A 24,764-nucleotide genomic window follows, 5' to 3' on the forward strand; every position below is an offset into this window, starting at 1 on the left:
GCGAATGCCGTTCAGACCTTGTCGAAGCCGTTGCCGGTGGCACGGTCTCGGTGGTGGGTGTCGGTGCGGTAGCCGTGGTTGGCCAGCCGGTGTTCGGAGGTGTGGTCCAGGGCCTCGCTCACCCGGAGCTCATGCTCGGCGCCGTGGCTGAAACGCACCTGGTACGTGGTGGTGCCTGGTTGGTGGTTCTTGACGACCACCTGGCCTCGTTCGTTGGTCAGGCCCTGTTCGATGACGGCTCCACCCTTGAGCAGTTCGTAGGGTTCCGCTGCCCATGCGGTTCCCTCCACATCTTCCGGTTGGGTCAAGACGTCGAAGACCAGCGTTCCGGGTTCGGGCTGGAGCAAGGCTGTCGGCATCGCCATCGGCGCGACGCTCAGGTTGGCCGGCCCGGCCATGTCGTGCGTGGCCGCGTGGCTGACCCAGTCACCGGGAGTACCTTCCTCGATGCCGTCGCTCTTCCACGCCGTGTAGCTGCCTCCACCGTTGACCACGATCTCCTCCTTGGCGGTGAGCGTGATGCGGTTGGCGGTGTGGGTGATGTCCACCTTGGCCAGGAAATTGACCGAGGTCTCGAGGGCCTGGATGTCGATGTCCGCTCTCGCCGCGATCAGCTTCATGCCGGCGCGGTACGCAAACAGCTTGACGGCCTCCGTGGCGCTGACCAGCCAGCTCCCGGCCGTGCTCACGCTCGCATGGCCGCCGGCCGTGATCGCATGGTGGCCGTCGCTGTGGTGATGCGTGCTGCCGGCGGTGGTGCTCTGGATGCCCGCCGGGCTCGCCAGCGTGAGGTGCGGCTCGCTCAGCTCGGGGAAGTCGCTGCCCTCACTGCCGTTGTTGCCCGGCCTCGCCTCACCCTCGATCGCCCCGTTCTGCGCCTTCAGGCGCTGGACCACCTCGCCCTGGTCGCCCGCCTCCTGCGCCCGGTGCTGCTGCGCCAGGTCGGCCAGCCGCTCGTGCTGGTCCTGCCCGTGTGCGAGGCGAGCGGTGGTCTCGGTCATGGCCTTTGCGTGCCCCCGGGCAGCGGCGCGCGCCTCGGTGGTGATCAGCAGCCCGTCCTTCGCGCGCACCACCCCGTGGCCGTCCGTGCGCAGCTCGAAGCCCTCGCCCCGCGCGTCCTGGCGCCCTGCGTTGTCTTCGACGCGTGTGAGGTGTCCCAGGCTCAGGGAACTGCTCTGGTGGTCCGACTTGAGCTGTGCCTGAATCTTCTCAGCGGTGTCGTCCAGGATCAGGTGGTTGCTGCGCCCACCGGCGCTGTTGCCGCCCCCGGAGGTGAGCTCGCGGCTCCTGAAGCCGCTGAGGGCCTGCTGCGCGGGCAGCGCCCAGGGCGGCGGGTTGAGCTGGTTGTACACACGTCCGGTGACGATGGGCAGGTCCGGGTCACCGCCCAGGAAGTCGATCACCACCTCCTGGCCCACCCGGGGCACGTGCATCGCCCCGAGCTGGTTGCCCGCCCAGGCGCTGGCCACGCGCACCCAGCACGAGCTGTCCTGGTTCCTCCGGCCGTGGCGGTCCCAGGGGAACTGGACCTTGATGCGCCCGAGGGCGTCGGTGTGGATGTGGGTCTCGGCCGTGCCCGCTTCGGGGCCCACGACCACGGCGGTCTCGGGGCCGCCGGTCTTGGGCTTGCGCTGGGTGAGCGCCGGGCGCAGCGCCTCGGTGGTGGGCTGCACGTCGAACTCGACGGCCACGCGCCACTGACCGCTCAGGCGCTGGGCGTCGCTCAGGGCCGTGGGGCCGGGGGTGCCGGTGGTGGCCGTGAGGTCGGTCGCCTGCACGGCACGCTGCGCATCCTCACCCACGTTCTCGATGACGAAGCGCGTCTCCAGGACGACGTACTCGACGTTGGCCCGCTCGCGCGGGTGCCCCGTCAGGGCGAAGGTGCAACCCGCCACGATGCCGCGCAGGTGGCCCACGCCCGTGGCGCGTCGCCCGCCCTGGCGCAGCACCTGCATGCGCAGGCGCGCGAGGTGCTCGCCCTGGGCTTCGGTCTGGTTGGCGGCCTTGTCCGCGCCGCGGTTGGGCTGGCTGTAGTCGCTGCCGCCCAGGCCCGCGCGGTCGCCCCGCCAGAGGTAGACGGCCTGCTGCGCGTGGCCGGTCGGGCGCGGTGCGGCCGCACTCACCTCCAGGGTGGCGCGTGGACGGGTATGGTCGTAGTCACGGCTGCTGTAGCTGCCGCTGGTGAGCGCATCGGTGGGACTGAAGCCGTGGATGTACTCCCGGTCGATCTTGTGGCCCAGCGGGTAGAAGGGGATATGGTGGTAGGCGCTGAGTCTCTTGCCCTGATCCTTTTGGGTCACCTGGAACGCACCGTTGTGATCGCTCCACACCAGGCGGTGCACGCCCCCCGAGTGCTCGAAGTGGTAGTTGATGCCCCACGCCTGCATGAGGCGCGTGACGAACTCGAAGTCGCTCTCGTTGTACTGGACGGTGTAGTCGCGCCGCGGGTAGGTCTCGATCAGGCGCTTGTCCGCGGCGAAGGCATAGCGCGCGAGGACGTCTTCGATGATCTCGACGGGGCTCTGGTCCTGGAAGACCCGGCAGTCGGTGGTGAGCGTGGCCAGGTGCAGCCAGGGGCGCAGGGTGAGTTCGTACAGGGCGTGGCGGCTGCTCTCGCCGATGAAGCGCGCCCGGGTGACGAGCCCGGAGATCTCGCGCTCGCCCGCGCCCTGGTTGGGGCCCAAGCCGCCGGGCACCCCGGGCACGAAGCTGCCGTGGCCCTCCAGCTCGATGGCGCAGGTGAGCTCGCGCCCGACGAAGGCGTCCAGATCGAAGTTCGAGCCCTCGCCGGCCCTGAAGTCGTAGGCGTCGGGCGTCTGCAGGACCAGCCGGTACTCGAACAGGCTGTTGACGCCTTCGCGGCCCTGCAGCTTCAGCGGCACCAGCGCGGGTTCGCCCGCGATCAGGGGAATGGCGGGGCCGCGAACCGCCAGGGCGCGATCCGCGCCGAAGAACATGGACATGCAGGGCTCTCGGTGTCACGCATGGAAACGAGGAGGCCCGAATGTAGTGAGCCCTCACGTAACGGGAAGCCGGTGACCGCGAACCCGCCCAGGTTCATTCGAATTCGGTGACGTAGTGCGCAGATCGAGCGCGTTCGATTGCCATTTGGAAAGATTTGCCAGCCAACAACGCCGTGCAGCCGGCTGTGCCAGGCCTTCGGTGCCCTCCTCTGGAAAAGGGATGGACGAAGCGACACGGAATGCGCGCGGCCCGGGGGCGAACTCAGTCCCCCAGCAGTTCGCCGATCGGCTGCAGGTCTTCCACGCGGTCGCAGACCGACTTCACGATCATCATGATCGGGATGCCCAGCAGCAGTCCCCACACGCCCCACAGCCAGCCCCAGAAGATCACGCCGACGAACACCGCCACCGGGTTCATGCGGCTGGTGCGGCTGGTCAGCCAGGGCGCGAGCAGATTGCCCACCAGGGTGTGGATCATCAGCGACGTGCCGCCCACCAGCGCCGCCGTCCCCAGGCTGTTGAACTGCAGGAAGGCCACCAGCGCCGAGGTGCCCAGCACCAGCAGCGAGCCGACGTAGGGGATCAGGTTGGTCACCCCCGCGACGATGCCCCACACCGCCGCGTTCTCCAGCCCGATGGCCCAGAACGCGAGGCCGGTGGCGACGCCCACCAGCGCGCTGGTGAAGATCTGCACCAGCAGGTAGCGCTCGATGTTGCCGGTAATGTCGTCGAGCACGTGCACGGTGATCTTCTTCTTCTGCAGGCTGTGGCCGGTGATCTTCACCAGCTTGCGGCGGAAGGTGTCGCCCGAGCACAGCGCGAAGAAGGTCAGGAAGGCCACCAGCGTGAGCTGCCCCAGCGCCCCGGCCAGTCCGACCGTGCCGCTCCAGAGGTAGTCGCGCACGTTGAACGGCGGCCGCTCGATGACGACGCGCGTGACGCCGCGCCGGCCGGCCTGCACGGACGCCGCCTGCGCGGCCTGCTCCAGCTGCGCGGCGGCTTGCTGCACGGTGTCGAGCGTGCTGGGGTTGCTCGGGCTCGGCCGGGTGGTCATGGCCTGGCGCAGCTTCTGCGCCGCCACCGGCAGCGAATCGACCAGTTGCGCGGCGCTGCCCGAGAGCGAGTAGCCGGTGGTGCCGATGGCCCCGGCGATGCCCAGCAGGATGACCGCCGCGCCGATCACGCGCGGCACCCGCCAGCGCTCCAGCCGGTCGACCAGCGGCGCCAGCGCGTAGGTCAGGATCAGGCTGAGCATCAGCGGGATGAACACCGCCGCCGCCCAGCGCAGCGTGAAGATGCCGGCCAGCACCGCGAGCACCACCAGCGAGGCGCTGCGCACGTCGACGGGCATGTGCAGCAGCACGCGCTCGCGGTGCTCTTCCGCGCGCTGCACCGCCTCGGTGGCGGCGAGCGCGGCGAGTTCGCGCGCCTCGTCGGGCGTGGCGCCTTCGGGGGTCGTCACGGCGCCTCCTTCAGCGCCTCCCGCACGCTGGCGAGCTGCCGGCGCGAGACCGCGATCGGCTCCGGGATGCCGTCCAGGCGCACCGCCCAGCCCTCGGCCTCGTCGCCGGCGGCCACGCGCTCGAGCTTGCGCACCGCCGCCAGCGCGACCAGCGCGTTGCGGTGCACGCGCACGAAGCGCCCGGCGTGGCGCTCCTCGAACTCGCTCAGCGAGCCTTCGAGGATGTAGCTGCGCGCCGACGTGCGCACGGTGAGGTACTTGAATTCGGACTTCAGGTAGCGCACCGAGGCCAGCGGCACGCGCTCGACGCGACCGCGGTCCTGGATCAGGAGCGTCTCCTGCACCTGGCCGGCCGGACTCTGCGCCTTCGCCTGCCGATCCCTGCGGTGGCGCTCGACCTTCTGCAGCGCCTGCTGCAGGCGCTCCACCCGCACCGGCTTGGTCAGGTAGTCGACCACGTCGAGTTCGAACGCCGTGACGGCGTGCATCGCGTGCGCCGTCACGAAGACCAGCGCCGGCGCGTCGGGCAGCTCCGCGAGCGAGCGCGCGAGCTCGATGCCGTCCATGCCCGGCATGTGGATGTCCAGCAGCACCAGGTCGAAGACCGTGCTCTTGAGCAGTTGCTTCGCCTGCGCGGCATGCGACGCTTCGGACACCACGTCGGCGGCCGGTTCCGTGCAGTCGCCCAGCAGGGTCCGCAAGCGCGATCGCGCCAGGGCCTCGTCGTCGACGATCAGGGTTCTCAGGGGCATGGGGGCTTCTCCGTGCGCGGCATGCTCATGTCCCGACCGGGACGGCGATGCGCACGCGATAGTTGTTCTTTTCGACGCCGGCGCTGAACTGGGCCTGAACGTCGTGCAGCAGCCGCAGCCGGTCGCGGACGTTCTCCAGCGCGATGCCGTTGCCGGCGGTACGTGCCGTGGTGTTCCAGGGCTCGGGCGCGAGGGTGTTGACCACCTCGATCACCACCATGGCGCCGCGGCGCTGCGTGCGCACCAGCAGGCGTCCGCCCTCGGGACTGGGTTCGATGCCGTGCCGCACCGAGTTCTCCACCAGCGGCTGCAGCAGCAGCGGCGGCAGGCGGGCGCCGTCGGCCGCCGGATCGATGTCCCAGAGGATGCTCAGACGCATGTCGAAGCGCACCTGTTCGATGGCCAGGTAGCGCCGCGCCAGCTGGATCTCGTCGGCCAGCGTGACCGACTCGCCCGGTTCGGCGAGCGCGCCGCGGAAGAGCTCGCTCAGGTCCTCCAGCATCGTCTCGGCCTTGACCGGATCGTCGCGCACCAGGGCGATGGCGCTGTTCAGGGTGTTGAAGAGGAAGTGCGGCCGGATGCGCGCCTGCAGCTCCTGCAGCCGCGCGGTCGTCGCCGCCGGCATCCGGCCGCGCGCGCGCAGCACCAGCAGTTCCATGAAGAGCGCCGCCAGCATCCCGCCGGCCACGGCCGAGGCGAGCCACGGCGCCGCCGTCACGACATCGCTCAGGCGCAGCAGCGCGCAGCCGTAGAGCGCCGAGACCACCCCCAGGGCGATGCCGAATGCGAACTGCGCGCGGTGCGACCGCCTGGCCATGAGCTTCTTCGCCGCGCAAGCCGCGGCCAGCCAGTGCATCGTCGCGGGCAGGGCCCCGGCGGTCGCCGAGCCGGTCAGGACCAGCCAGGCGGTCGGCGTCGGCGCCATGAAGATCATCACCACGGCGATCACCGCTTCCACCAGCAGCACCGCGCGCAGCACCACGCCGATCCGGCAGGTGTCGAACAGCAGCGTCCCGGCGCGCGGCTCCGCCCGCTTCGCGCCGTGCAAGGATGGCGAAGGTTCCCGGTGGGCCGGAGGGGGAGTCGATAAGATCGACGGCTTGCGCATGACAGACTGCAGATACATCGAGTGACAAACTCATTATTGCCTCGCCAACGCCTTCCATGACCCAAAACCAATTCGACAAGAAATCCGAAGCCTGGTCGGCCCTGTTCTCCGAGCCGATGAGCGACCTCGTCAAACGCTACACCTCCAGCGTGTTCTTCGACCAGCGGCTGTGGGAGGCCGACATCACCGGCTCCCTCGCGCACGCGGGCATGCTGGCGGCACAGGGAATCATCGGTGCGCAGGACCATGCCGCGATCGAGCGCGGGATGGCACAGGTGCGCTCCGAAATCGAATCCGGCGCCTTCGAATGGAAGCTCGACCTGGAGGACGTGCACCTGAACATCGAGGCGCGCCTGACCCAGATCGTGGGCGATGCCGGCAAGCGCCTGCACACCGGCCGCAGCCGCAACGACCAGGTCGCCACCGACGTGCGGCTGTGGCTGCGCGGCGAGATCGACCTGATCGGCGACCTGCTGATGGCCCTGCAGCGCGCGCTGGTGGACATCGCCGAGAAGAACGTCGAGGTCATCCTGCCGGGCTTCACGCACCTGCAGGTGGCGCAGCCGGTGAGCTTCGGCCACCACATGCTGGCCTACGTGGAGATGTTCGCGCGCGACGCCGAGCGGCTGCTCGACGTGAGGAAGCGCGTCAACCGCCTGCCGCTGGGCGCTGCAGCCTTGGCCGGCACCAGCTATCCGCTGGACCGCGAACGGGTCGCGCGCACGCTGGGCATGGTCGACGGGAACGGCGATGCCGTGGTCTGCCAGAACAGCCTGGACGCCGTGAGCGACCGCGACTTCGCGATCGAGTTCACCGCCGCCGCCTCGCTGGCGATGATCCACGTCAGCCGCCTGAGCGAGGAACTGATCCTGTGGATGAGCCAGAGCTTCGGCTTCATCGACATCGCCGACCGCTTCTGCACCGGCTCGTCGATCATGCCGCAGAAGAAGAACCCCGACGTGCCCGAGCTGGCGCGTGGCAAGACCGGCCGCGTGGTCGGTCACCTGATGGGCCTCATAACCCTCATGAAGGCCCAGCCGCTGGCCTACAACAAGGACAACCAGGAGGACAAGGAGCCGCTGTTCGACACCGTCGACACGCTCAAGGACACCCTGCGCATCTTCGCGGAGATGGTCGGCGGCATCACCGTCAAGCCCGAGGCCATGGAGCGCGCCGCCCTGCGCGGCTACGCCACCGCCACCGATCTGGCCGACTACCTGGTCAAGAAGGGCCTGCCCTTTCGCGACGCCCACGAGACCGTGGCGCACGCGGTCAAGGCGGCGATCTCGCACCAGGTCGACCTGTCGGAGCTGCCGCTGGCCGTGCTGCAGCAGTTCAACCCGACGATCGAGCAGGACGTCTACGACGTCCTGAGCCTGCGCGGCTCGCTGAACGCGCGCGACATCCTGGGCGGCACGGCGCCGGCGCAGGTGCGCGCCCAGATCGCGCGGCATCGGGGCCGGCTCGGGGCCTGAACCCGACGCCTGCCGACGACCTTCGGCGATGCCCGGTGACGGGCACCGCCCCGGATCACATCGCGCGATAGAAGATGTAGTCGGCCTGGTACTTCACGACCTGCTTCTGGGCCATGTTCGATGCGCCGCAGGGCATCGACGGCGCCACGCCGCCCCGGGTGGCGGTGCGCTGGATGTAGGTCACGCCCTGCATCGCGCCCATGCCCATGGCCGGATTGGCCTTGACCAGCTGGTGCGGGATGTTGTCCGGGCCGTTGGGCGCGACCGCGACCTGCGTGGCCGTGACCTTGGAGCCGTCCATGTGCGCCCAGGTGGCCGGCGGGCCGACATAGGTGCCGACCTGCTTGCCGGCGCGGTCCATCAGCTTCGCGTCGGGACCGACGAAGACCCATTCGAACTGGCCGGGCATGGCCGTCTTGGCGCGGCATTCGTAGGTGATGTCGCCGGCGCCCACGGTCTCCAGGGCCACCACGTTGCCGGCCGGCACCTTCACGGGCTCGGGCAGCATGGCCTGCGAAAAGGGTTTGGCGGCCATCGACGAGCCCATGGCGCCCATGGGCTTCATGCCGGTGCCCGAACACGCGGACAGCGCGGCGACGGCGCAGAGGACGGGAGCGAGGGCGAGGAGGCGGGTGTTCATGGTCGTTTCCTTGGAGGATGGGAGCGTTGAAGAAAAGGGAACCGGATGCAGGGGCTTTATGGCCGGACGACGCCAACTTCCTCGTCGGCGCCCGGCCCGATCCGGGGTACGCGACGATCCGCCCGACGGATTCAACTCCTTCGCGTCTTGAATCCGCGGCCGCTCCCGCGCCGTATCCGTTTCATGGTCTCCCCTGCACAATCCCGGCATGAACGCCCCCCTCTCCGATGCCGATCTCATGGCCCTCATCGACCGCGTCGGCCAACGCGACGAAGCCGCGCTGCGGCTGCTCTACGACAGCGCCTCGCCGCGGCTCTTCGGACTGGCGCTGCGCGTGGTGCGGCAGCGGGAATGGGCCGAGGACGCCCTGCAGGAGGCCTTCATCACGATCTGGCGCGTGGCTGGCGACTACCGCGCCTCGCTGAGCCCGCCGATGGCCTGGATGGGCCTGATCGTGCGCAGCCGCGCGCTCGACCTGCTGCGCCGGCGCACCGCCGACCGCGCCCAGCTCACGCAGGAATTCGACGACGTGATGGCCGACACGCTGGCCGCGGACGGCCCCGGCCCCATGGACATCACCGAGGCCAGCGAGCAGGCCTGGGCCCTGCAGCAGTGCCTGCAGCAGCTCGAAGGCCGGCAGCGCGAGGTGGTCAGCCTGGCCTACCTGCGCGACCTCAGCCACGGCGAGCTGGCCGAGCAGCTCAAGCTGCCGCTGGGCACCGTCAAGACCTGGATCCGCCGCGGACTGGAAAAACTGCGTGTCTGCATGACGCGCTTCGCCTGACGAGGACCCTGCCATGAACATCTCGACCCCCGGAAAGCGCCTCGAACTCCTGGCCGCGAGCTACGCGCTGGGCACCCTGCGCGGCGGCGCGCGACGCCGCTTCGAGACCATCGCCCGCGAACAGGCCCCGGTGCGCGCCGCCGCGCTGGTCTGGCAGGGCCGCCTGTCCAGCCTGACCGAGATCGGGCCGGGCGTGAAGCCCGACGCGGCCGTCTGGAGCCGCATCCTCAACCAGATCGAGATCGACCGGACCGAGCAGGCGCTGGAACGCCAGCGCCAGGCGGCACGGCCCCTGGCGGCGCCCCGGCGCGGCTGGCTGCGCAGCCTGGCGCTGTGGCGCGGCGCGGCGGCGGCCGGCGCGCTGGCGACCGTCGCCGCGGCGGTGGTCGGCCTGAACCTGAACGAGCAGCTGCGCAACGCGCCGGCCGTGCGCTACGTCGCCGTGCTGTCCGACGACGCCGCCCGGGCGTCGATGCTGGTGACCTTCGATCCGGTCCGCCAGCAGCTCACGCTGCAGCGCGTGGGCGCCTTCCAGGAGGGGCAGGACAAGTCGCTGCAGCTGTGGGCGCTGCCGCCCGGCGGGGCGCCGCAGTCCCTGGGCGTGCTCGACCGTGCGCAGGCCCTGCGGCTGCCGGCGCCGGAATCGGCGGTGCGCGCGGTGCCGGCGCTGGCCGTCAGCCTGGAGCCGGCCGGCGGCGCGCCGCGCGGCAGCGGGCCGACCGGGCCGGTGCTGTTCAAGGGTGCGCTGATCGAGAAGACGCTGTAAGGACTCGCTTCGGCGACCGTGGATGTCGGCGAGCAGGCCGTCCGGGCGTCGGCCGATGCATCTGGATACGATTTAGATCGACGATGGCGGGGAAACTTGCCAACGCAAAGGTGTCGAAGCACGTTGCCTGTCCCATGGTACTCATGAAACCCCTCTTTTCATTCTGTGCTTCGATCCTGATCGCCCTGGCCGCCCAGGCCACGGCCCACGCCGAGATCCCGGTCCCCACCGGCGCCCTCCGGCCCACCGCCCCGGCGGCCTCCCCCCTCGCCCCCTCCCCCGAATACGCCGCCGCGGTCAGCCGCTGGCAGGGTTCCCTCTCGGCCTTCGACAGCGCCGACAAGGAACGCCTGCCGGGCGAAGGCGGCGTGCTCTTCGTCGGCAGCTCGACGATCCGCTTCTGGACGCACCTGGCGCAGGACTTCCGCGAGCAGCCGGTGGTCATCAACCGCGGCTTCGGCGGCTCCACGATGGCCGACTGCAGCCTGTTCACGCGCGAGCTGGTGGTGCGCTACAAGCCGCGCCACGTGCTGGTCTACGCCGGCGACAACGACCTGGCCGAGGGCCGCACGCCGCTGCAGGTGCTCGACAGCTTCATCCGCTTCGCCCGCACCGTGCGCGAGGAACTGCCCGACGCGCGCATCAGCTACATCTCGGTCAAGCCCAGCCCCTCGCGCGAGGCGCTGCTGCCGAAGATCCGCGAGACCAACAACATCCTCTCGGCCTATGTCCGCACCCTGGACAACAGCGAGTACATCGACATCTTCACGCCCATGATGGGCGCCGACAACCGCCCGCGCGCCGACCTGTTCCTGGGCGACCGCCTGCACATGAACGAGACCGGCTACCGCCTGTGGCACTCGGTGATCGCGTCCCACGTCGGCCCGGCGCCGGCCGCCCTGGCCGCCGCGCCCGCCCTGCCGGCGCTGCCCGCCGGCGGCGCGGCCGTCACGAAGGTGTCGAGCGCGGCGCCGGCTTCGCGCCCCTGAGACGCCGCGCCGCGCGGCGCGTGTCGACCCACAGCGTGGCGCGCGCCACCGCGTAGAGCCCGCCGAACACCGCCGCCAGCAGCAGCGCGTCGCCCCACCAGGGCCGCGCGGTCTGGCCGTTGCCGAAGAAGGCCAGCACCAGCAGCACCGCCACCAGGTGCGCGCAGAACACCGGCAGCGAGGCCGAGCCCATCGCCTCCAGCCAGTGCAGGCGCGGCAGCCGCCGCATCAGGGCCGGGCCGAAGCCGATCGCCAGCACGCCCAGCGCCACCAGGTCGACCAGGCGCAGCGGCCCGAGCAGCCACTTGTCGAACAGCAGGTTGAGGTGGTCGTCGGCTCCGAAGGGCGCCTGCCCGTGCGGGCCGTGGTGGCGCCAGTAGAAGCCGTAGAGCGCGATCGCCGCCGCCACGACCAGCAGCCACGGCGGCATGCGCAGCGGTCGCGCGCCCGGCGCGCTGCGCGCCGCCCCCATCCACAGGCCGACGAACCACAGGAACTGCCAGGCGTAGGCGTTGAAGGCGCCCATCTCGTGGAACGGCACGGGGATGCCGGTCCAGCGCACCGCGAAGCCGTAGATCGCCTCGCTCAGCCCGAACTGCGCCGCCGCCCACACGGCGGTGCTCGTCAGGATCACGGCCGTCCAGCCGTGGCGGAACGCGAACGCCAGCACCCACGGACTCAGCAGCATGAAGAAGATGTACATCGGCAGGATGTCGAGCAGCGCCGGCTCGTAGACCAGCAGCAGGCCGAAGAGGAAGCCCTCGCGCGGCTGCGTCAGGTAGTACGACATCAGGTTCTTCACCGCCGGCTGGTCGATGCGCAGGCCGACCGCCGCGATGATGGTGAAGAGGAACAGCAGGGTCGCCGCCTGCGCCATGTAGATCTTGAGCGCGCGCTGCCAGAAGGCGCGGCGCATGGCGTCGATGCCGTCGCGATAGCCGGTGCGGCTGTAGACCAGCCCGGCCATGAAGGCCGACAGCAGCACGAAACCCTCGGCCGCCGAGACGAAGCCGAAGGGCTGGCCCAGCGGATCGGTCAGCCGCGTGGGCAGGTGCGTGACGGTCATCAGCACGAGCATCAGCCCGCGCAGGGCGTCGACCTCCCAATAGCGCTGCGAAGGCGCGGACGCCGGCCCGGTGCCCTGGGGCGGCGCGTCCTTCATCGGCTCAGGTCGGCGCGGCGACGGCCGGCGCCACGCCCTCGAGTCGGCGGATGGCCTCGACCACGGTGTCGCCGTAGGCGGTCCAGGAATAGCTCGCCGAATGACGCGCGGCCTCCTCCTTCATCGCCACCAGTTCGGCGCGGTGCCGGTTGAGCCAGGAGAGCTTCTCGGCGATCCGCTCGGGCGCGCGGATCGGCACCAGGAAGCCGGTGCGACCCTCGACCACCAGGTCGGCGCCGCCGGTGTTGGCGGTGATGACCACCGGCAGGCCCTGGCTCATCGCCTCCTGCATGACCAGCGCGCGGCCCTCGACGATCGAGGGCAGGCAGAACACGTCGCAGCTGCGCATCAGCGCCAGCACCTCGGCGTGCGGGCGGCTCTTCTCGTGCGTGAAGCCGGCGTACTGGCCCTTGTAGAAGTCCATGCTCTCCATCGGCGAGCCGAGCACCACCAGCTCGATGTTCTCGCCGGCGAGCAGCTTCATGGCGGCGAACAGGTCGGCCAGGCCCTTGCGCTGGCCCATGGAGCCGGCGAAGAGCACGCGCATCGGCCGCGCCGGATCGAGCGCGGCCTGCGACCAGCCGCCGGTCCAGCGCGCGGGCGAGCCGAAGGGCGACATCACGATCGCCTTGTGCGCGGCCGACGCCGGCAGCGAGTCGCGCACGAAGGTGCTGGCCACGACCACCAGGTCGGCGAGCTCGAGCTCCTGCGTCTTGCGCGCGAGCTTGGCGCGCGAGTCGACCAGGCCGCCGCCGAGCGTGGCGGCCCAGTCGGGCAGGCGCTCGGCCTCTTCCTGCTGCAGGCGGTGGCCGAGCTCCCAGTAGGCGATCGGCAGGTCGTAGATGCGCTTCATGCCCAGCGCGCCGGCGGCGCGGAAGGTGTCGAGCGCGCCGTCCTCGTAGGCATAGACCGCGCCCAGCGGCTCGCGCCGCTGCACCGAGGTCAGCGAGCGCGCCACGAAGCGGTCGAAGTCCTGGATCACGGCGTCGAGCGAGGCGAAGCCCTCCTCGTGGCGCAACGCCGAGCGCCAGCCGGCGCCGCCGCAGATCACGCGCGCGAGTTCGCGCCAGCGATGCTGCAGGATCTTCTCGCGCGGCACGTCGAAGCGGCGGCGCAGCCAGTCGCGGCGCACACCGGCGGGCATCAGGCGCAGCATGGCGCTGTTCTCGTCGGCCGCCACGGTGGTGGCGAAGCGCGCCAGGAGCCCCGCACGGGTGAGCGCGTCCAGCATGGCGCGAACGTTTTGATTACCGGCGGAATGGCTCAATAGCACTTTCATAGCGGCCGATCATAGTGGAGCGCCCCCGGCCGAAAAGGCTTGCTCCGACATGGACTTGGGCTAGTCTCCCGGCCGAAGGGAGAAGTCATGCAGGGAAGAAAAATCACCTCCGTCGTGGCCGGTGCGCTGCTCGCGCTGGGCGTCTTCCAGGCCCATGCGTTGCAACTGGTCGAACTCTCGCCGCGCGGCGAGGTCTCGCGCGTGCGACAGGTCGTCGCCACGTTCGACGAGGCCGCCGTCGACTTCGGCGACCCCCAGGCCGCCGCACCGTTCACGGTGCGCTGCGACGACGCCCAGGCCGGCCGGGGCACGCCGCGCTGGACCGGTCCGAAGCGCTGGGTGTTCGACTTCGCGGCCGACCTGCCGCCCGGCGTGCGCTGCACGATCGAGCGCGCGGCGGGCTTCCGCGCGGCCTCGGGCGCGGAACTCAAGGCGCCCGGGCGGACCCCGTTCAACACCGGCGGGCCGGCCGTGCGAACCCTGTGGCCTTCCTACGGAAAGATCGACGAGCAGCAGACCTTCGTGCTCGAACTCAACGGCGCGGCCACGCCCGCCAGCCTGCGGGAGCACGTCTGGTGCGCGGCCGACGGCCCCGGCGAGCGCATCCCGGTCGCGCCCGTCGACGGCGCCGAGCGCGACGCGGCGCTCCGGGCGGTCGGCCGCGACAAGGCCGCGCGCGCCGCCCCGGAGCGCTTCGCCACGCTGCGCTGCAACCGCACGCTCACCGCCGGCGGGCGCGTGCAGCTGGTCTACGGCCAGGGCGTCGCGACGCCCTCGGGCGTGGTCAACGGCGTGGAGCGGCGCTTCGACTTCGAGGTGCGCGAGCCCTTCGCGGCGACCTTCGGCTGCGAGCGCGAGAACGCGCAGGCCGCGTGCCTGCCGCTGCGCCCGATGACGCTGCGCTTCAACGCCCCAGTCACGCGCGCCCTCGCCGCCCAGGTCCGCCTCGAAGGCCCGGGCGCGGCCCGCGAGCCCGTGCTCGACGACGGCAGCGCCGCCGGCGGCGACGACGCGCTGGTCGACGCGATCGCGTTCGCCGCGCCGTTCTCCGAGAACGCGAAGTTCGCCCTCGTGCTGCCCGCCGGCATGCGCGACGCCGCCGGCCGGCCGCTGGCCGCGCCGGAGGGCTTTCCGCTGGCCGTCGCCACCGGCGCGATGCCGCCGCTGGCGAAGTTCGCGGCCTCGCCCTTCGGCGTCGTCGAACGCCTGGCCGAGCCCGACGGCGTGGCGGTCATGCCGGTGACGGTGCGCCGCGTGGAACCGGCGCTGCAGGTGCGCGCGCTCACGCCCGGCACGGTCGGCGACCTGAATCCGAAGACCGACGCCGAGATCATCGCGTGGCTGCGCAAGGTGCAGCGCTACGACCAGGCCTCCACCATCGACCGCAAGACCGCCGCGCGCGACGTGCGGGGGCCGCTGCCGCGCGCGATCGACAAGGAGGAGCGCGACGTCGTGCAGACACGCATGGTCTCGCTGCTCGCCGGCCGACCGGAGGCGCGGACGCTGGACATGCCCCGCGCCGAGGGCGGCGACCCGCGCCCGTTCGAGGTCGTGGGCATTCCGCTGACGCCGGGCTTCCACGTGCTGGAGATCGCCTCGCGCCGGCTCGGCGACGCATTGCTCGACGCGCGCCACGGCGAGGGCCGCACGATGTACGTGCGCACCACCGCGCTGGCGACCAACCTGGCGGTGCATTTCAAGCTCGGCCGCGAGAACGCGCTGGCCTGGGTGACCACGCTGGACCAGGGCGCCGTGGTGCCCGGGGCCGCCGTGCGCGTGTCGGACTGCCGCGGCCGCGAGGTCGCGCGCGGCACCACCGACGCGCGCGGCATCGCCACGCTGGCGGGCATCGCGTCGGAGCCGCCTTCCTGCGCCGAGGAAGGCGGCGGCTACGACGGCGAGCCGGCCTACTTCGTGAGCGCGCGCGCCACGCTGCCGGCCGCGTCGCCGGCCCGGGGCGCCGCCACCGGCCCCACCGTCGAGGACCTCGCCTTCACCTGGAGCCACTGGCAGCGCGGCATCGAGCCGTGGCGCTTCGACGTGCCCACCAGCCTCGCGCCCGAGCCCGACCGCGTCGCCCACACGGTGTTCGACCGCACGCTGCTGCGCGCCGGCGAGACGGTGTCGATGAAGCACCTGATGCGCACCCAGACCGCCCGGGGCCTGGGCGTCGCCGACGACCTGCCCGACACGCTGGTCGTCACGCACACGGGCAGCGGCACGCGCTTCACGCAGGACGTGACGTGGCGCAGGACGCCCACGGGCGGGCGCAGCGCGCAGAGCACCTTCGCCGTCCCGCCGGCGGCCAGGCTGGGGCTCTACGAGGTGGAACTGCGCCACGGCAAGGGCCGGGCCGGGACCGGCGTCGACATCGACCCGGACGAGGGCCGCGCCTACGCCACCGGCCGGTTCCGCGTCGAGGAATTCCGCCTGCCGGTCTTCGAGGGCCGCGTGGGCGCGGGCGGGAAGCAGCCGCTGGTGGGCGTCGCGTCGCTGCCCGTGGACGTACGCATCGGCTACGTCGCCGGCGGCGGCGCGGCGAACCTGCCGGTGCGCGTGTCGGCGATGGTGCGCGGCAAGCGCCCGGACTTCCCCGACCACGACGGCTTCTCCTTCTCGGCGCCGCGCAAGCGCGAGGAGACCTCGTCCTCCGTCGCGTCGGACGCCGACGAGGAGGCCGGCGCCGCCGACGACACCCGCGTCGTCGCCGACAAGCTGCCGCTCGTGCTCGACCGCGACGGCGCCGGCCGCGTGACCATCGACAAGCTGCCGCCGGCCGAGGCCGCGCCGCGCGAGCTGCTCGTCGAGGCCACCTACGCCGATCCCAACGGCGAGGTGCAGACGATCCGTGGCACGCACACGCTGTGGCCGGCCGACGTAGTCGCGGGCCTGAAGACCGAGGGCTGGGTCTCGGTCGGCCGCAAGCTCGCCGTGCAGGCGCTCGCGCTCGACCTCGACGGCAAGCCCCGCGCCGGCGTGACGCTGCGGGTCGACGCCGTCGCGCGCATCACCACCAGCAGCAGGAAGCGCATGGTCGGCGGCTTCTACACCTACGACAACCGCACCGAGGTGAAGGACCTCGGCCGCGTCTGCGACGGCACCAGCGACGCACGCGGCCTGCTCGCCTGCACGGCCGAGATCGAGGAGGCGGGCGAGGTCGAGCTGGTCGTGACGGCCACTGACAGGGACGGCCGCGCGAGCCGCGCCGCGAGCTCGGTCTACGTGACCAGGCAGGGCGAGCTGTGGTTCGGCGGCGAGGACCACGACCGCATCGACGTGCTGCCCGAGAAGAAGACCTACCAGCCCGGCGAGACGGCGAAGTTCCAGGTGCGCAGCCCGTTCCGCTTCGCCACCGCGCTGGTGGCGGTGGAGCGCGAAGGCGTGATCGAGACGCACGTCGTGCGGCTCGACGGCCAGGACCCGACCGTCGCGCTCCAGGTGAAGCCCGAGTGGGGCCCCAACACCTACGTGAGCGTGCTCGCACTGCGCGGGCGGCTGCGCGAGGTGCCCTGGTACAGCTTCTTCACCTGGGGCTTCAAGGCGCCGCGCGCGTGGTGGACGGCCTTCCGCCACGAGGGCCGGGATTACGTCGCGCCGACCGCGCGGGTCGACCTGAGCAAGCCGGCCTATCGCTTCGGCATGGCGGAGATCCGCGTCGGCACGCAGGCGCACCGCATCGACGTGAAGGTGGCGAGCGACCGGCCGACCTACCCGGTGCGCGGCAAAGCGCAGGTCACCCTCTCCGCGACGCTGCCCGACGGCCGACCCGCCGCCGGCGCCGAGGTGGCGCTCGCCGCGGTCGACCAGGCGCTGCTCGAACTCATGCCCAACGACAGCTGGAACCTGCTGGAGGCGATGCTGCAGCGGCGCGCCTGGGGCGTCTCGACCTCGACCGCTCAGATGGAAATCGTCGGGCGCCGCCACTACGGCAGGAAGGCCGTGCCCGCCGGCGGCGGCGGCGGCCGGTCGCCGACGCGCGAGCTGCTCGACACGTTGCTGCTGTGGAACCCGGCCGTGGTGCTCGACACCCAGGGCCGGGCGGTGGTGACGGTGCCGCTCAACGACGCGCTCACCACCTTCCGCATCGTCGCCGTGGCCGACGCCGGCACCGGCCTCTTCGGCACCGGCCAGACAACGATCCGGGCGACGCAGGATCTGCAGATCATCAGCGGCCTGCCGGCGCTGGTGCGCGAGGACGACCGCTTCCGCGCGCAGGTCACGTTGCGCAACACGACGCGGAAGGCGATGAGGGTGGAGGTGGCACCGCGCGCGACGCTGCTCGCGCTCGCGCCGCAGACGATCGACGTCCCGGCGGGCGAGTCGCGCGTCGCCGCCTGGGACGCGACCGCGCCGGCGCAGATGGGGCAGACCCGCGCCGAGGCGATCCTGTGGGAGATCGAGGCGCGCGACACGCTGGCCGGCCGGGACGGCGCGCGCGACGCGCTCAAGGTGAGCCAGCGCATCGTGCCGGCGGTGCCGCTCACGGTGCAGCAGGCCACGCTGGTGCAGCTCGGCGGCGGCACCGACGGCGCCTTCTCGCTCGACGTCGCCCCGCCCGCGGACGCCCTGCCCGGGCGCGGCGGCCTGCGCATGGCGCTCGTGCCGCGCCTGGCCGAGGGCCTGCCCGGCGTGCGCGACTGGTTCGCCCGCTACCCCTTCAGCTGCCTGGAGCAGAAGACCAGCAAGGCGATCGGCCTGCGCGACGTCGCGATGTGGCGCGGCGTGCTCGCGCAGTTGCCGACCTACCTCGACGCCGACGGGCTGGCCAACTACTTCCCGCCGCGCGACGGCGAGGCCGACCGCGGCAGCGACATCCTGACGTCCTACCTGCTCGCGGCCACGCACGAGGCCGCGGCCATCGACCCGGCCTTCGCCCTGCCCGAGGCGGTGCGCGCGCCGATGGAGGCCGGACTGATCGCCTTCGTCGAGGGCCGCATCCAGCGCACGTTCTGGAGCCCGCGCAAGGACCTCGACGTGCGCAAGCTCGCCGCGCTGGAGGCGCTGTCGCGCCACGGCAAGGCGCGCGCGGGCATGCTCGCGAGCATCGCCGTCGCGCCCGACCAGTGGCCCACCGGCGCGGTCGTCGACTGGCTGCATATCCTCCAGCGCCTTCCCGACGCGCCGCAGCGCCGGCAGCGCCTGGAGGAAGCCGGCAACGTGCTGCGCGCCCGCCTCTCCTACCAAGGCACGCGGCTGGTCTTCAGCACCGAGCGCGACGACCAGTGGTGGTGGCTGATGACCAACGGCGACGTCAACGCCGCGCGCCTGCTGCTCGCGACGATGGACGACCCGGCCTGGAAGGACGACATGGGCCGGCTCGCCGGCGGCCTCATCGGCCGGCAGCGGAACGGCGCCTGGCAGACCACGACCGCGAACCTGTGGGGCGGGCTGGCGCTGGAACGCTTCTCCCGGACCTTCGAGCGCGAGCCGGTCGACGGCACGACGACCGCCACCCTGCGGCCCCCGGCCGGCGGCGCCGACACCGTGCCGGCGCGGACCGCCAGCGTCGACTGGGCCCGCGTCGAGCGCGCGAGGACCACCGACGCCGCGGGCGCGCCCCGGCAGTCCGACGCCTTCGGCGCGCCGACCGCGCCAGGCCAGCTGCGCGACAACGCGATGTTCCTGCCCTGGGCGACGCCGCCGGCGCGGCAGACGCTGAGCGTCGCGCACAACGGCGGCGGCCGGCCCTGGCTCACGCTGCAGTCGGTGGCCGCCGTGCCGCTGAAGGCACCGTTCGCCGCCGGCTACGCGATCCGGCGGACCGTGACGCCGGTCGAGCAGGCCGTGCCCGGGCGCCACACGCGCGGCGACGTGCTGCGCGTGACGCTGGAAGTGGACGCCGCCGCCGACATGACCTGGGTCGCGATCACCGACCCCGTGCCCGCCGGCGCGACCATCCTGGGCAGCGGCCTGGGTCGCGACTCGCAGCTCGCGACCCGGGGCGAGAAGGCGTCGGGGCGCGGCGTGCCGGCCTTCGAGGAGCGCGGCTTCGAGGCCTTCCGCGGCTACTACGAGTACCTGCCCAAGGGATCGACGAAGGTCGAATACACCGTGCGTTTGAACAACGCCGGCGACTTCGCCCTGCCCCCGAGCCGCGTCGAGGCGCTGTACGCGCCGGAAGTGTTCGGCGAGACGCCCAACGCCCGGATGGCGGTGGGCGAGCCGCGATGAACCGGGGCCCCGGGGCACCGGCGCCGCTGCGCTCCCGCGCCCTCATCCCAGGCGTTCCGGGTGTTCCGGGCGTTCCGCGCGGCCTCGGCGCCGTGGCGCTCGCCCTGTGCCTGCACGCGCCGCCGGCCGCGGCCCTGGCGGGTTTCGACGCCGTGCGCGCCGGCTTCCGGCCCTCCGACGTCGCCGTGCTCGACCGCGACGGCGTGCCGCTCCAGCGCGTGCGCGTGGACACCGGCGCCCGGCGCGGGCAGTGGATCGCCCTGGCCGACGTGTCGCCGGCCCTGCGCACCGCCATCGTGCTGAGCGAGGACCGCCGCTTCCACGAACATGGCGGCGTCGACTGGCGGGCGGTGCCGGCGGCCGCCTGGGGCAACCTCTGGAACACGCGCACGCGCGGCGCCTCGACCCTCACGATGCAGCTCGCCGGGCTGCTCGACGAGGACCTGCGCGCCGGCGACGGGGGCCGCAACCTGGCGCAGAAGCTCGGCCAGACGGTGGCCGCCACGCGGCTGGAGACGCACTGGCGCAAGGACCAGATCCTGGAGGCCTACCTGAACCTGGTGCCCTTCCGCGGCGAGATCGTCGGCATCGACGCGCTCTCGCGCACGCTCTTCGGCAAGGCGCCGCACGGGCTCGACGCCCGCGAGGCCGCGGTGGCGGCGGCGCTGGTGCGAGCGCCCAACGCTCGCGCCGCCGCCGTCGCGCGACGCGCCTGCGAGGTGCTGCGCGCGGTGGAGCCGCCGGCGGCGAGCGAGCGCCCCGCCGACTGCGAGGCGCTGGCCCTGTTCACGGAAGCCGCGCTGCAGCGCCGGGCGTTCGAGCCGAGCGCGGGCATCGCGCCGCACGCGGCGCGGCGCGCCCTGCAGGCGCTGCGGGAGGGCGACGCGTCGCGCGCGGTGGGCGCCCGCGCGGACGACGCCGTGCGCACGACCCTGAGCGCCCCGCTCCAGCGCTTCGCGCAGGCGGCCCTCCGGCGCCAGCTGCGCGAACTGCGCGGCCGCAACGTCGAGGACGCCGCGCTGGTGGTGATCGACAACGCCAGCGGCGACGTGCTGGCGTGGGTCGGGTCGTCGGGCGAGCTCGGCCGCGCGCCGGAGGTCGACGGCGTGCTCGCGCGCCGCCAGCCCGGCTCGACGCTCAAGCCGCTGCTCTACGCGCAGGCGATCGCCGAGCGGCGGCTCACCGCCGCGTCGCTGCTCGACGATTCCCCGGCGCAGATCGCCACGGCCGGCGGGCTCTACATCCCGCAGAACTACGACCGGCACTTCAAGGGGCCGGTGTCGGTGCGCACCGCGTTGGCAGCGTCGCTCAACGTGCCGGCGGTGCGCACGCTGGTGATGGTCTCGCCCGAGGCCTTCGCGCGACGGCTCGACGCCGCCGGCCTGGCTCTGCGCGAGGGCGGCGGCTACTACGGCTACAGCCTGGCGCTGGGCAGCGCCGAGGTGTCGCTGCTGGGTCTGACCAACGCCTACCGCATGCTGGCCAACGGCGGGCGCCCCGGGCCAACGCGCATCGTGCCGCCGACGGACCGGGCCGCCGGCACGGCGGCGGCGACGCCACCGTCGCCCGCCCCCACGCCCGTCGTCGACGCGAACGCCGCCTTCATCGTCGGTGACATCCTCGCGGACGCCAACGCGCGCACGCGCACCTTCGGCACCGACAGCGTGCTGGCCACCCGCTTCTGGACGGCCGTGAAGACCGGCACCAGCAAGGACATGCGCGACAACTGGGCGATCGGCTGGTCGGAGCGCTTCACGGTGGGCGTGTGGGTCGGCAACGCCGGCGGGGCGCCGATGCACGACGTCAGCGGCACCAGCGGCGCGGCGCCGATCTGGGCCGAGGTCATGGGCCACCTGCACGCGCGCACGCCGAGCCGTCCGCCACGACCTCCGACCGGCGTGGTGCGCCAGGCGGTGCGCTTCGGCGGCGACCTCGAGGCCGCGCGCGAGGAATGGTTCGTCGCCGGCACCGAGCAGGCCCTGGTCGTGCCCGCCGACGCGGCCGGCGCGACCGTGGCGGGCGCCGGCCGCATCGTGGCGCCGGCCGACGGCTCGATCGTCGCCCTCGACCCCGACATCCCGCCGGACCGCCAGCGGGTGCGCTTCGAGGCCAGGGGCGCGGACGACGGCCTGCGCTGGCGCGTCGACGGCCGGCCGCACGGGCGCGGCGCCCGCTCCGGCTGGCTGCCGTGGCCGGGGCGCCACGTGGTCGAACTGACGGATGCGGGGGGTCGGGTGCTCGACCGCGTGCGGCTCGAAGTGCGCGGCGCGGGCGTCAGGGACGCGAGCGGGGAACGGGACGCCGGCCGGCGGCGTCCGGATGCGGCCGGGCGCTGAACGCGCCGGCGCGGCGTCGACGCGTCAGTGGTTGACGCGGCCGGCGCTGGCGGCCATCTGCGAGTCCTTGGCGGTGACCAGCACCTCGGGCTCCTGGGCTTCGATCCAGGTCTCGTTGTTGAGCGCCGCGTGCAGGCGCTTCTCGTCGAGTTCGTCGGTCCACTTGGCCACCACCAGGGTCGCCACGCCGTTGCCGATCAGGTTGGTCAGCGCGCGCGCCTCGGACATGAAGCGGTCGATGCCCAGGATCAATGCCAGGCCGGCGACGGGCACCGTTCCCACCGCCGACAGCGTGGCCGCCAGCACGATGAAGCCGCTGCCGGTGATGCCGGCGGCGCCCTTGGAGGTCAGCAGCAGCACGGCCAGCAGCGTGATCTCCTGCGTCAGCGTCATGGGCGTGTTGGTGGCCTGGGCGATGAACACGGCCGCCATGGTCAGGTAGATCGAGGTGCCGTCGAGGTTGAACGAGTAGCCCGTGGGGATCACCAGGCCGACGCAGGTCTTCTTGGCGCCGAGGTTCTCCATCTTCTCCATCATGCGCGGCAGCACCGACTCGGAGGACGACGTGCCCAGCACGATCAGCAGCTCTTCCTTGATGTACTTGATGAACTTCCAGATGCTGAAGCCGTGGAAGCGGGCGATGGCCCCGAGCACGACGAAGATGAACAGCAGGCAGGTCAGGTAGAACACGAACATCAGGTAGCCCAGCGACAGCAGCGTGCCCACGCCGTACTTGCCGATGGTGAAGGCCATGGCGCCGAAGGCGCCGATGGGCGCGAGCTTCATGATGTAGCCCACGATGGTGAAGAGCACGTGCGAGCTCTTCTCGATCATGTCGAACACCATCGTGCCGCGGCCGCCGAAGCGGTGCAGCGCGAAGCCGAACAGCACCGCGATCAGCAGCACCTGCAGGATCTCGCCCTTGGCGAAGGCGTCGACCACCGTGGTGGGGATGATGTTGAGCAGGAAGTCGACCGTGCCGGTCATCTTGCCCGGGCCGGTGTAGGCGGCGATGGCCTTGGTGTCGAGCGTGGAGGCGTCGATGTTCATGCCCGTGCCGGGCTTGAGCACGTTGACCAGCACCAGGCCGACGATCAGCGCGATGGTGCTGACGATCTCGAAGTACAGCAGCGCCAGGCCGCCGGTCTTGCCGACCTTCTTCATGTCCTCCATGCCCGCGATGCCCACCACCACCGTGCAGAAGATGATCGGCGCGATGATCATCTTGATCAGCTTGATGAAGCCGTCGCCCAGCGGCTTCATCGACTCGCCCAGGTGCGGGAAGAAGTGCCCGAGCGCCACGCCGATGATCACGGCCGTGATGACCTGCACGTACAGGGAGCGATAGATCGGCAACTTGCCGGTGCTGGGCGGTGGTGTCATGATTTTTGAGTAATTGTTTCGGGGAAAAAGGCAGCGGATTCTCCTTCTTTCGGTGTCGCTTGTGGGTCAGGTGTCCGTCAGGGTTTTCATCGGACCGATAGGCAGGTGGCAGGGCGCCTCCGACGGCGACGAGAATCCGTGACGTGAACGCCCCCGCCCCCCTCCCCCGGCGCATCGCCCACCTCGACATGGACGCGTTCTACGCCTCGGTCGAACTGCTGCGCTATCCGCAGCTCAAGGGCCTGCCGCTGGTCATCGGCGGCGGGCGGCGCAAGGCCGACGACGCCGTGCGCGACGTGCCCGAAGGCGGCACGCTGGCCGACATCCCCGTGGCCGCCTTCCCGCGCCTGAAGGACTACGTCGGGCGCGGCGTCATCACCACCGCCACCTACGCGGCGCGGCAGTTCGGCGTCGGCTCGGCCATGGGGCTCATGAAGGCGGCCAAGCTGTGCCCGCAGGCGCTCATCCTGCCGGTGGACTTCGACGAGTACCGGCGCTTCTCGCGCCGGTTCAAGGACGTCGTGACCGAGCTGGCGCCGGTGATGGAGGACCGCGGCGTCGACGAGGTCTACATCGACTTCACCGACGTGCCCGGCGGCCAGCGCGAGGGCGGCCGCGTGCTGGCGCGCCTGATGCAGCGCTCGATCCTGGCGGCCACCGGCCTGACCTGCTCGATCGGCGTGGCGCCCAACAAGCTCATCGCCAAGATGGCCAGCGAGTTCGACAAGCCCAACGGCATCTCGGTGGTCCACGAGGAGGATCTGCAGACGCGCATCTGGCCGCTGCCCGCGCGCAAGGTCAACGGCATCGGACCGAAGGCCGACGCCAAGCTGGAGGCGCTGGGCCTGCGCACCGTGGGCGACATCGCCGCGCGCGACCGCGACTGGCTGATGGCGCACTTCGGCAAGGCCACCGGCGCCTGGATGCACGAGGTCTCGTGGGGCCGCGACGACCGGCCGGTGGTCACCGAGAGCGAGCCGGTGTCGATGAGCCGCGAGACCACCTTCGAGCGCAACCTGCACGCCGTGCGCGACCGCGCCGAGCTGGGCGCCATCTTCACCCGCCTGTGCGAGCGCGTGGCCGAGGACCTGCAGCGCAAGGGCTACGTCGGCCGCACCATCGGCATCAAGTTGCGCTACGACGACTTCCGCATCGCGACGCGCGACCGCACCATCGAGCGCTTCGTCGCCGACGCGAAGTCGATCCGGCAGGCCGCCGGCCAGTGCCTCAAGCGCGTGCCGCTGGAGCGGCCGCTGCGGCTGATCGGCGTGCGCGTCGGCGCGCTGGTGAAGGCCGACAGCGCCGCCGCGGCGATGCCCGCCGTCGCGCCTTCGGGCGAGGCGTCCGGCAAGGCATCGGAGGCCGGGCGGCCTCCGGCGACGACCGCCTCGCTGTTCTGAGGGAACCTCCCCGAGCGCGTGGCCTGGCAACGCGCGTGCCCACGGGCACGCCGCGCACCCGGCACATTTGCGGCGTCCTACAGGCACCGTGCGG

The 24,764-nt window shown here is 72.0% G+C and carries 15 protein-coding genes; 7 read left to right on the forward strand and 8 right to left on the reverse strand.

The features are described 5' to 3' along the window. Window positions 1-11 precede the first annotated feature (11 nt). The 4 genes from ABID77_RS07500 to ABID77_RS07515 form a co-directional block, all read right to left on the reverse strand. Window positions 12-2,963, reverse strand: coding sequence for a type VI secretion system Vgr family protein (locus tag ABID77_RS07500; protein WP_429593037.1), 2,952 nt, complete (start codon window positions 2,961-2,963; stop codon window positions 12-14). A 262-nt stretch (window positions 2,964-3,225) separates the two neighbouring features. Beyond that, complete coding sequence (locus ABID77_RS07505) at window positions 3,226-4,425, reverse strand: AI-2E family transporter (RefSeq protein WP_429593040.1); 1,200 nt, start codon at window positions 4,423-4,425, stop codon at window positions 3,226-3,228. After that, entirely contained in the window at window positions 4,422-5,177 is a 756-nt protein-coding gene (locus ABID77_RS07510) for a LytR/AlgR family response regulator transcription factor (protein WP_429593043.1), read from the reverse strand. Before ABID77_RS07510 ends, ABID77_RS07505 begins: the two co-directional genes overlap by 4 nt. A 25-nt stretch (window positions 5,178-5,202) precedes the next feature. Next, window positions 5,203-6,285: a sensor histidine kinase gene (locus ABID77_RS07515; protein WP_429593353.1), complete on the reverse strand. Its 1,083-nt coding sequence runs from the start codon at window positions 6,283-6,285 to the stop codon at window positions 5,203-5,205. Window positions 6,286-6,341: 56 nt separating this feature from the next. On the opposite strand from ABID77_RS07515, the gene argH reads away from it, so the two are divergent. Then, a complete protein-coding gene (gene argH / locus ABID77_RS07520) occupies window positions 6,342-7,760 on the forward strand; it encodes an argininosuccinate lyase (RefSeq protein WP_429593047.1) in 1,419 nt (472 codons plus the stop codon). Between the two features lie 55 nt (window positions 7,761-7,815). Here argH and ABID77_RS07525 read toward each other — a convergent pair whose 3' ends face one another. Beyond that, the gene (locus tag ABID77_RS07525; protein ID WP_429593050.1) at window positions 7,816-8,400 is read right to left on the reverse strand and encodes a DUF3455 domain-containing protein; all 585 of its coding nucleotides are present in this window, start codon (window positions 8,398-8,400) and stop codon (window positions 7,816-7,818) included. A 208-nt stretch (window positions 8,401-8,608) separates the two neighbouring features. On the opposite strand from ABID77_RS07525, the gene ABID77_RS07530 reads away from it, so the two are divergent. From ABID77_RS07530 to ABID77_RS07540, 3 genes are all read left to right on the forward strand, one after another. After that, entirely contained in the window at window positions 8,609-9,184 is a 576-nt protein-coding gene (locus ABID77_RS07530) for a sigma-70 family RNA polymerase sigma factor (protein ID WP_429593053.1), read from the forward strand. 13 nt (window positions 9,185-9,197) lie between these two features. Further along, the gene (locus tag ABID77_RS07535; protein ID WP_429593055.1) at window positions 9,198-9,950 is read left to right on the forward strand and encodes an anti-sigma factor; all 753 of its coding nucleotides are present in this window, start codon (window positions 9,198-9,200) and stop codon (window positions 9,948-9,950) included. A 143-nt stretch (window positions 9,951-10,093) separates the two neighbouring features. Continuing rightward, complete coding sequence (locus ABID77_RS07540) at window positions 10,094-10,939, forward strand: SGNH/GDSL hydrolase family protein (protein WP_429593058.1); 846 nt, start codon at window positions 10,094-10,096, stop codon at window positions 10,937-10,939. Here the strand turns inward: ABID77_RS07540 and opgC are convergent. Next, a complete protein-coding gene (opgC, locus tag ABID77_RS07545) occupies window positions 10,899-12,101 on the reverse strand; it encodes an OpgC domain-containing protein (protein ID WP_429593060.1) in 1,203 nt (400 codons plus the stop codon). The two genes, ABID77_RS07540 and opgC, sit on opposite strands and share 41 nt — an antisense overlap. A gap of 4 nt (window positions 12,102-12,105) precedes the next feature. Further along, window positions 12,106-13,332, reverse strand: coding sequence for a glycosyltransferase family 4 protein (locus ABID77_RS07550; RefSeq protein ID WP_429593063.1), 1,227 nt, complete (start codon window positions 13,330-13,332; stop codon window positions 12,106-12,108). 135 nt (window positions 13,333-13,467) lie between these two features. Between ABID77_RS07550 and ABID77_RS07555 the strand changes: the two genes are divergently transcribed. Together ABID77_RS07555 and pbpC are read left to right on the forward strand one after the other, a co-directional pair. Then, window positions 13,468-19,551, forward strand: a complete 6,084-nt coding sequence (locus tag ABID77_RS07555) for an alpha-2-macroglobulin family protein (RefSeq protein WP_429593066.1) — start codon at window positions 13,468-13,470, stop codon at window positions 19,549-19,551. Further along, window positions 19,548-21,887, forward strand: a complete 2,340-nt coding sequence (gene pbpC, locus ABID77_RS07560) for a penicillin-binding protein 1C (RefSeq protein ID WP_429593069.1) — start codon at window positions 19,548-19,550, stop codon at window positions 21,885-21,887. The genes ABID77_RS07555 and pbpC overlap by 4 nt, the downstream gene beginning before the upstream one ends. Window positions 21,888-21,911: 24 nt before the next feature. Here pbpC and ABID77_RS07565 read toward each other — a convergent pair whose 3' ends face one another. Further along, a complete protein-coding gene (locus ABID77_RS07565; RefSeq protein WP_429593072.1) occupies window positions 21,912-23,270 on the reverse strand; it encodes a dicarboxylate/amino acid:cation symporter in 1,359 nt (452 codons plus the stop codon). 188 nt (window positions 23,271-23,458) lie between these two features. On the opposite strand from ABID77_RS07565, the gene ABID77_RS07570 reads away from it, so the two are divergent. Continuing rightward, entirely contained in the window at window positions 23,459-24,670 is a 1,212-nt protein-coding gene (locus ABID77_RS07570) for a Y-family DNA polymerase (RefSeq protein ID WP_429593356.1), read from the forward strand. The last annotated feature ends 94 nt before the right edge of the window (window positions 24,671-24,764 follow it).

This window comes from Variovorax sp. PvP013 (assembly GCF_050435945.1).
Lineage (GTDB): Bacteria > Pseudomonadota > Gammaproteobacteria > Burkholderiales > Burkholderiaceae_C > Variovorax.

Excerpts from the sequence above, each read along its gene's own strand:
- pbpC (WP_429593069.1), top strand. The coding sequence starts at position 19,548 with ATGAACCGGGGCCCCGGGGCACCGGCGCCGCTGCGCTCCCGCGCCCTC.
- ABID77_RS07525 (WP_429593050.1), bottom strand. The coding sequence starts at position 8,400 with ATGAACACCCGCCTCCTCGCCCTCGCTCCCGTCCTCTGCGCCGTCGCC.
- ABID77_RS07550 (WP_429593063.1), bottom strand. The coding sequence starts at position 13,332 with ATGCTGGACGCGCTCACCCGTGCGGGGCTCCTGGCGCGCTTCGCCACC.
- ABID77_RS07555 (WP_429593066.1), top strand. The coding sequence starts at position 13,468 with ATGCAGGGAAGAAAAATCACCTCCGTCGTGGCCGGTGCGCTGCTCGCG.
- opgC (WP_429593060.1), bottom strand. The coding sequence starts at position 12,101 with ATGAAGGACGCGCCGCCCCAGGGCACCGGGCCGGCGTCCGCGCCTTCG.
- ABID77_RS07500 (WP_429593037.1), bottom strand. The coding sequence starts at position 2,963 with ATGTCCATGTTCTTCGGCGCGGATCGCGCCCTGGCGGTTCGCGGCCCC.
- ABID77_RS07570 (WP_429593356.1), top strand. The coding sequence starts at position 23,459 with ATGGACGCGTTCTACGCCTCGGTCGAACTGCTGCGCTATCCGCAGCTC.
- ABID77_RS07565 (WP_429593072.1), bottom strand. The coding sequence starts at position 23,270 with ATGACACCACCGCCCAGCACCGGCAAGTTGCCGATCTATCGCTCCCTG.
- ABID77_RS07515 (WP_429593353.1), bottom strand. The coding sequence starts at position 6,285 with ATGCGCAAGCCGTCGATCTTATCGACTCCCCCTCCGGCCCACCGGGAA.
- ABID77_RS07540 (WP_429593058.1), top strand. The coding sequence starts at position 10,094 with ATGAAACCCCTCTTTTCATTCTGTGCTTCGATCCTGATCGCCCTGGCC.
- ABID77_RS07535 (WP_429593055.1), top strand. The coding sequence starts at position 9,198 with ATGAACATCTCGACCCCCGGAAAGCGCCTCGAACTCCTGGCCGCGAGC.
- ABID77_RS07530 (WP_429593053.1), top strand. The coding sequence starts at position 8,609 with ATGAACGCCCCCCTCTCCGATGCCGATCTCATGGCCCTCATCGACCGC.
- argH (WP_429593047.1), top strand. The coding sequence starts at position 6,342 with ATGACCCAAAACCAATTCGACAAGAAATCCGAAGCCTGGTCGGCCCTG.
- ABID77_RS07510 (WP_429593043.1), bottom strand. The coding sequence starts at position 5,177 with ATGCCCCTGAGAACCCTGATCGTCGACGACGAGGCCCTGGCGCGATCG.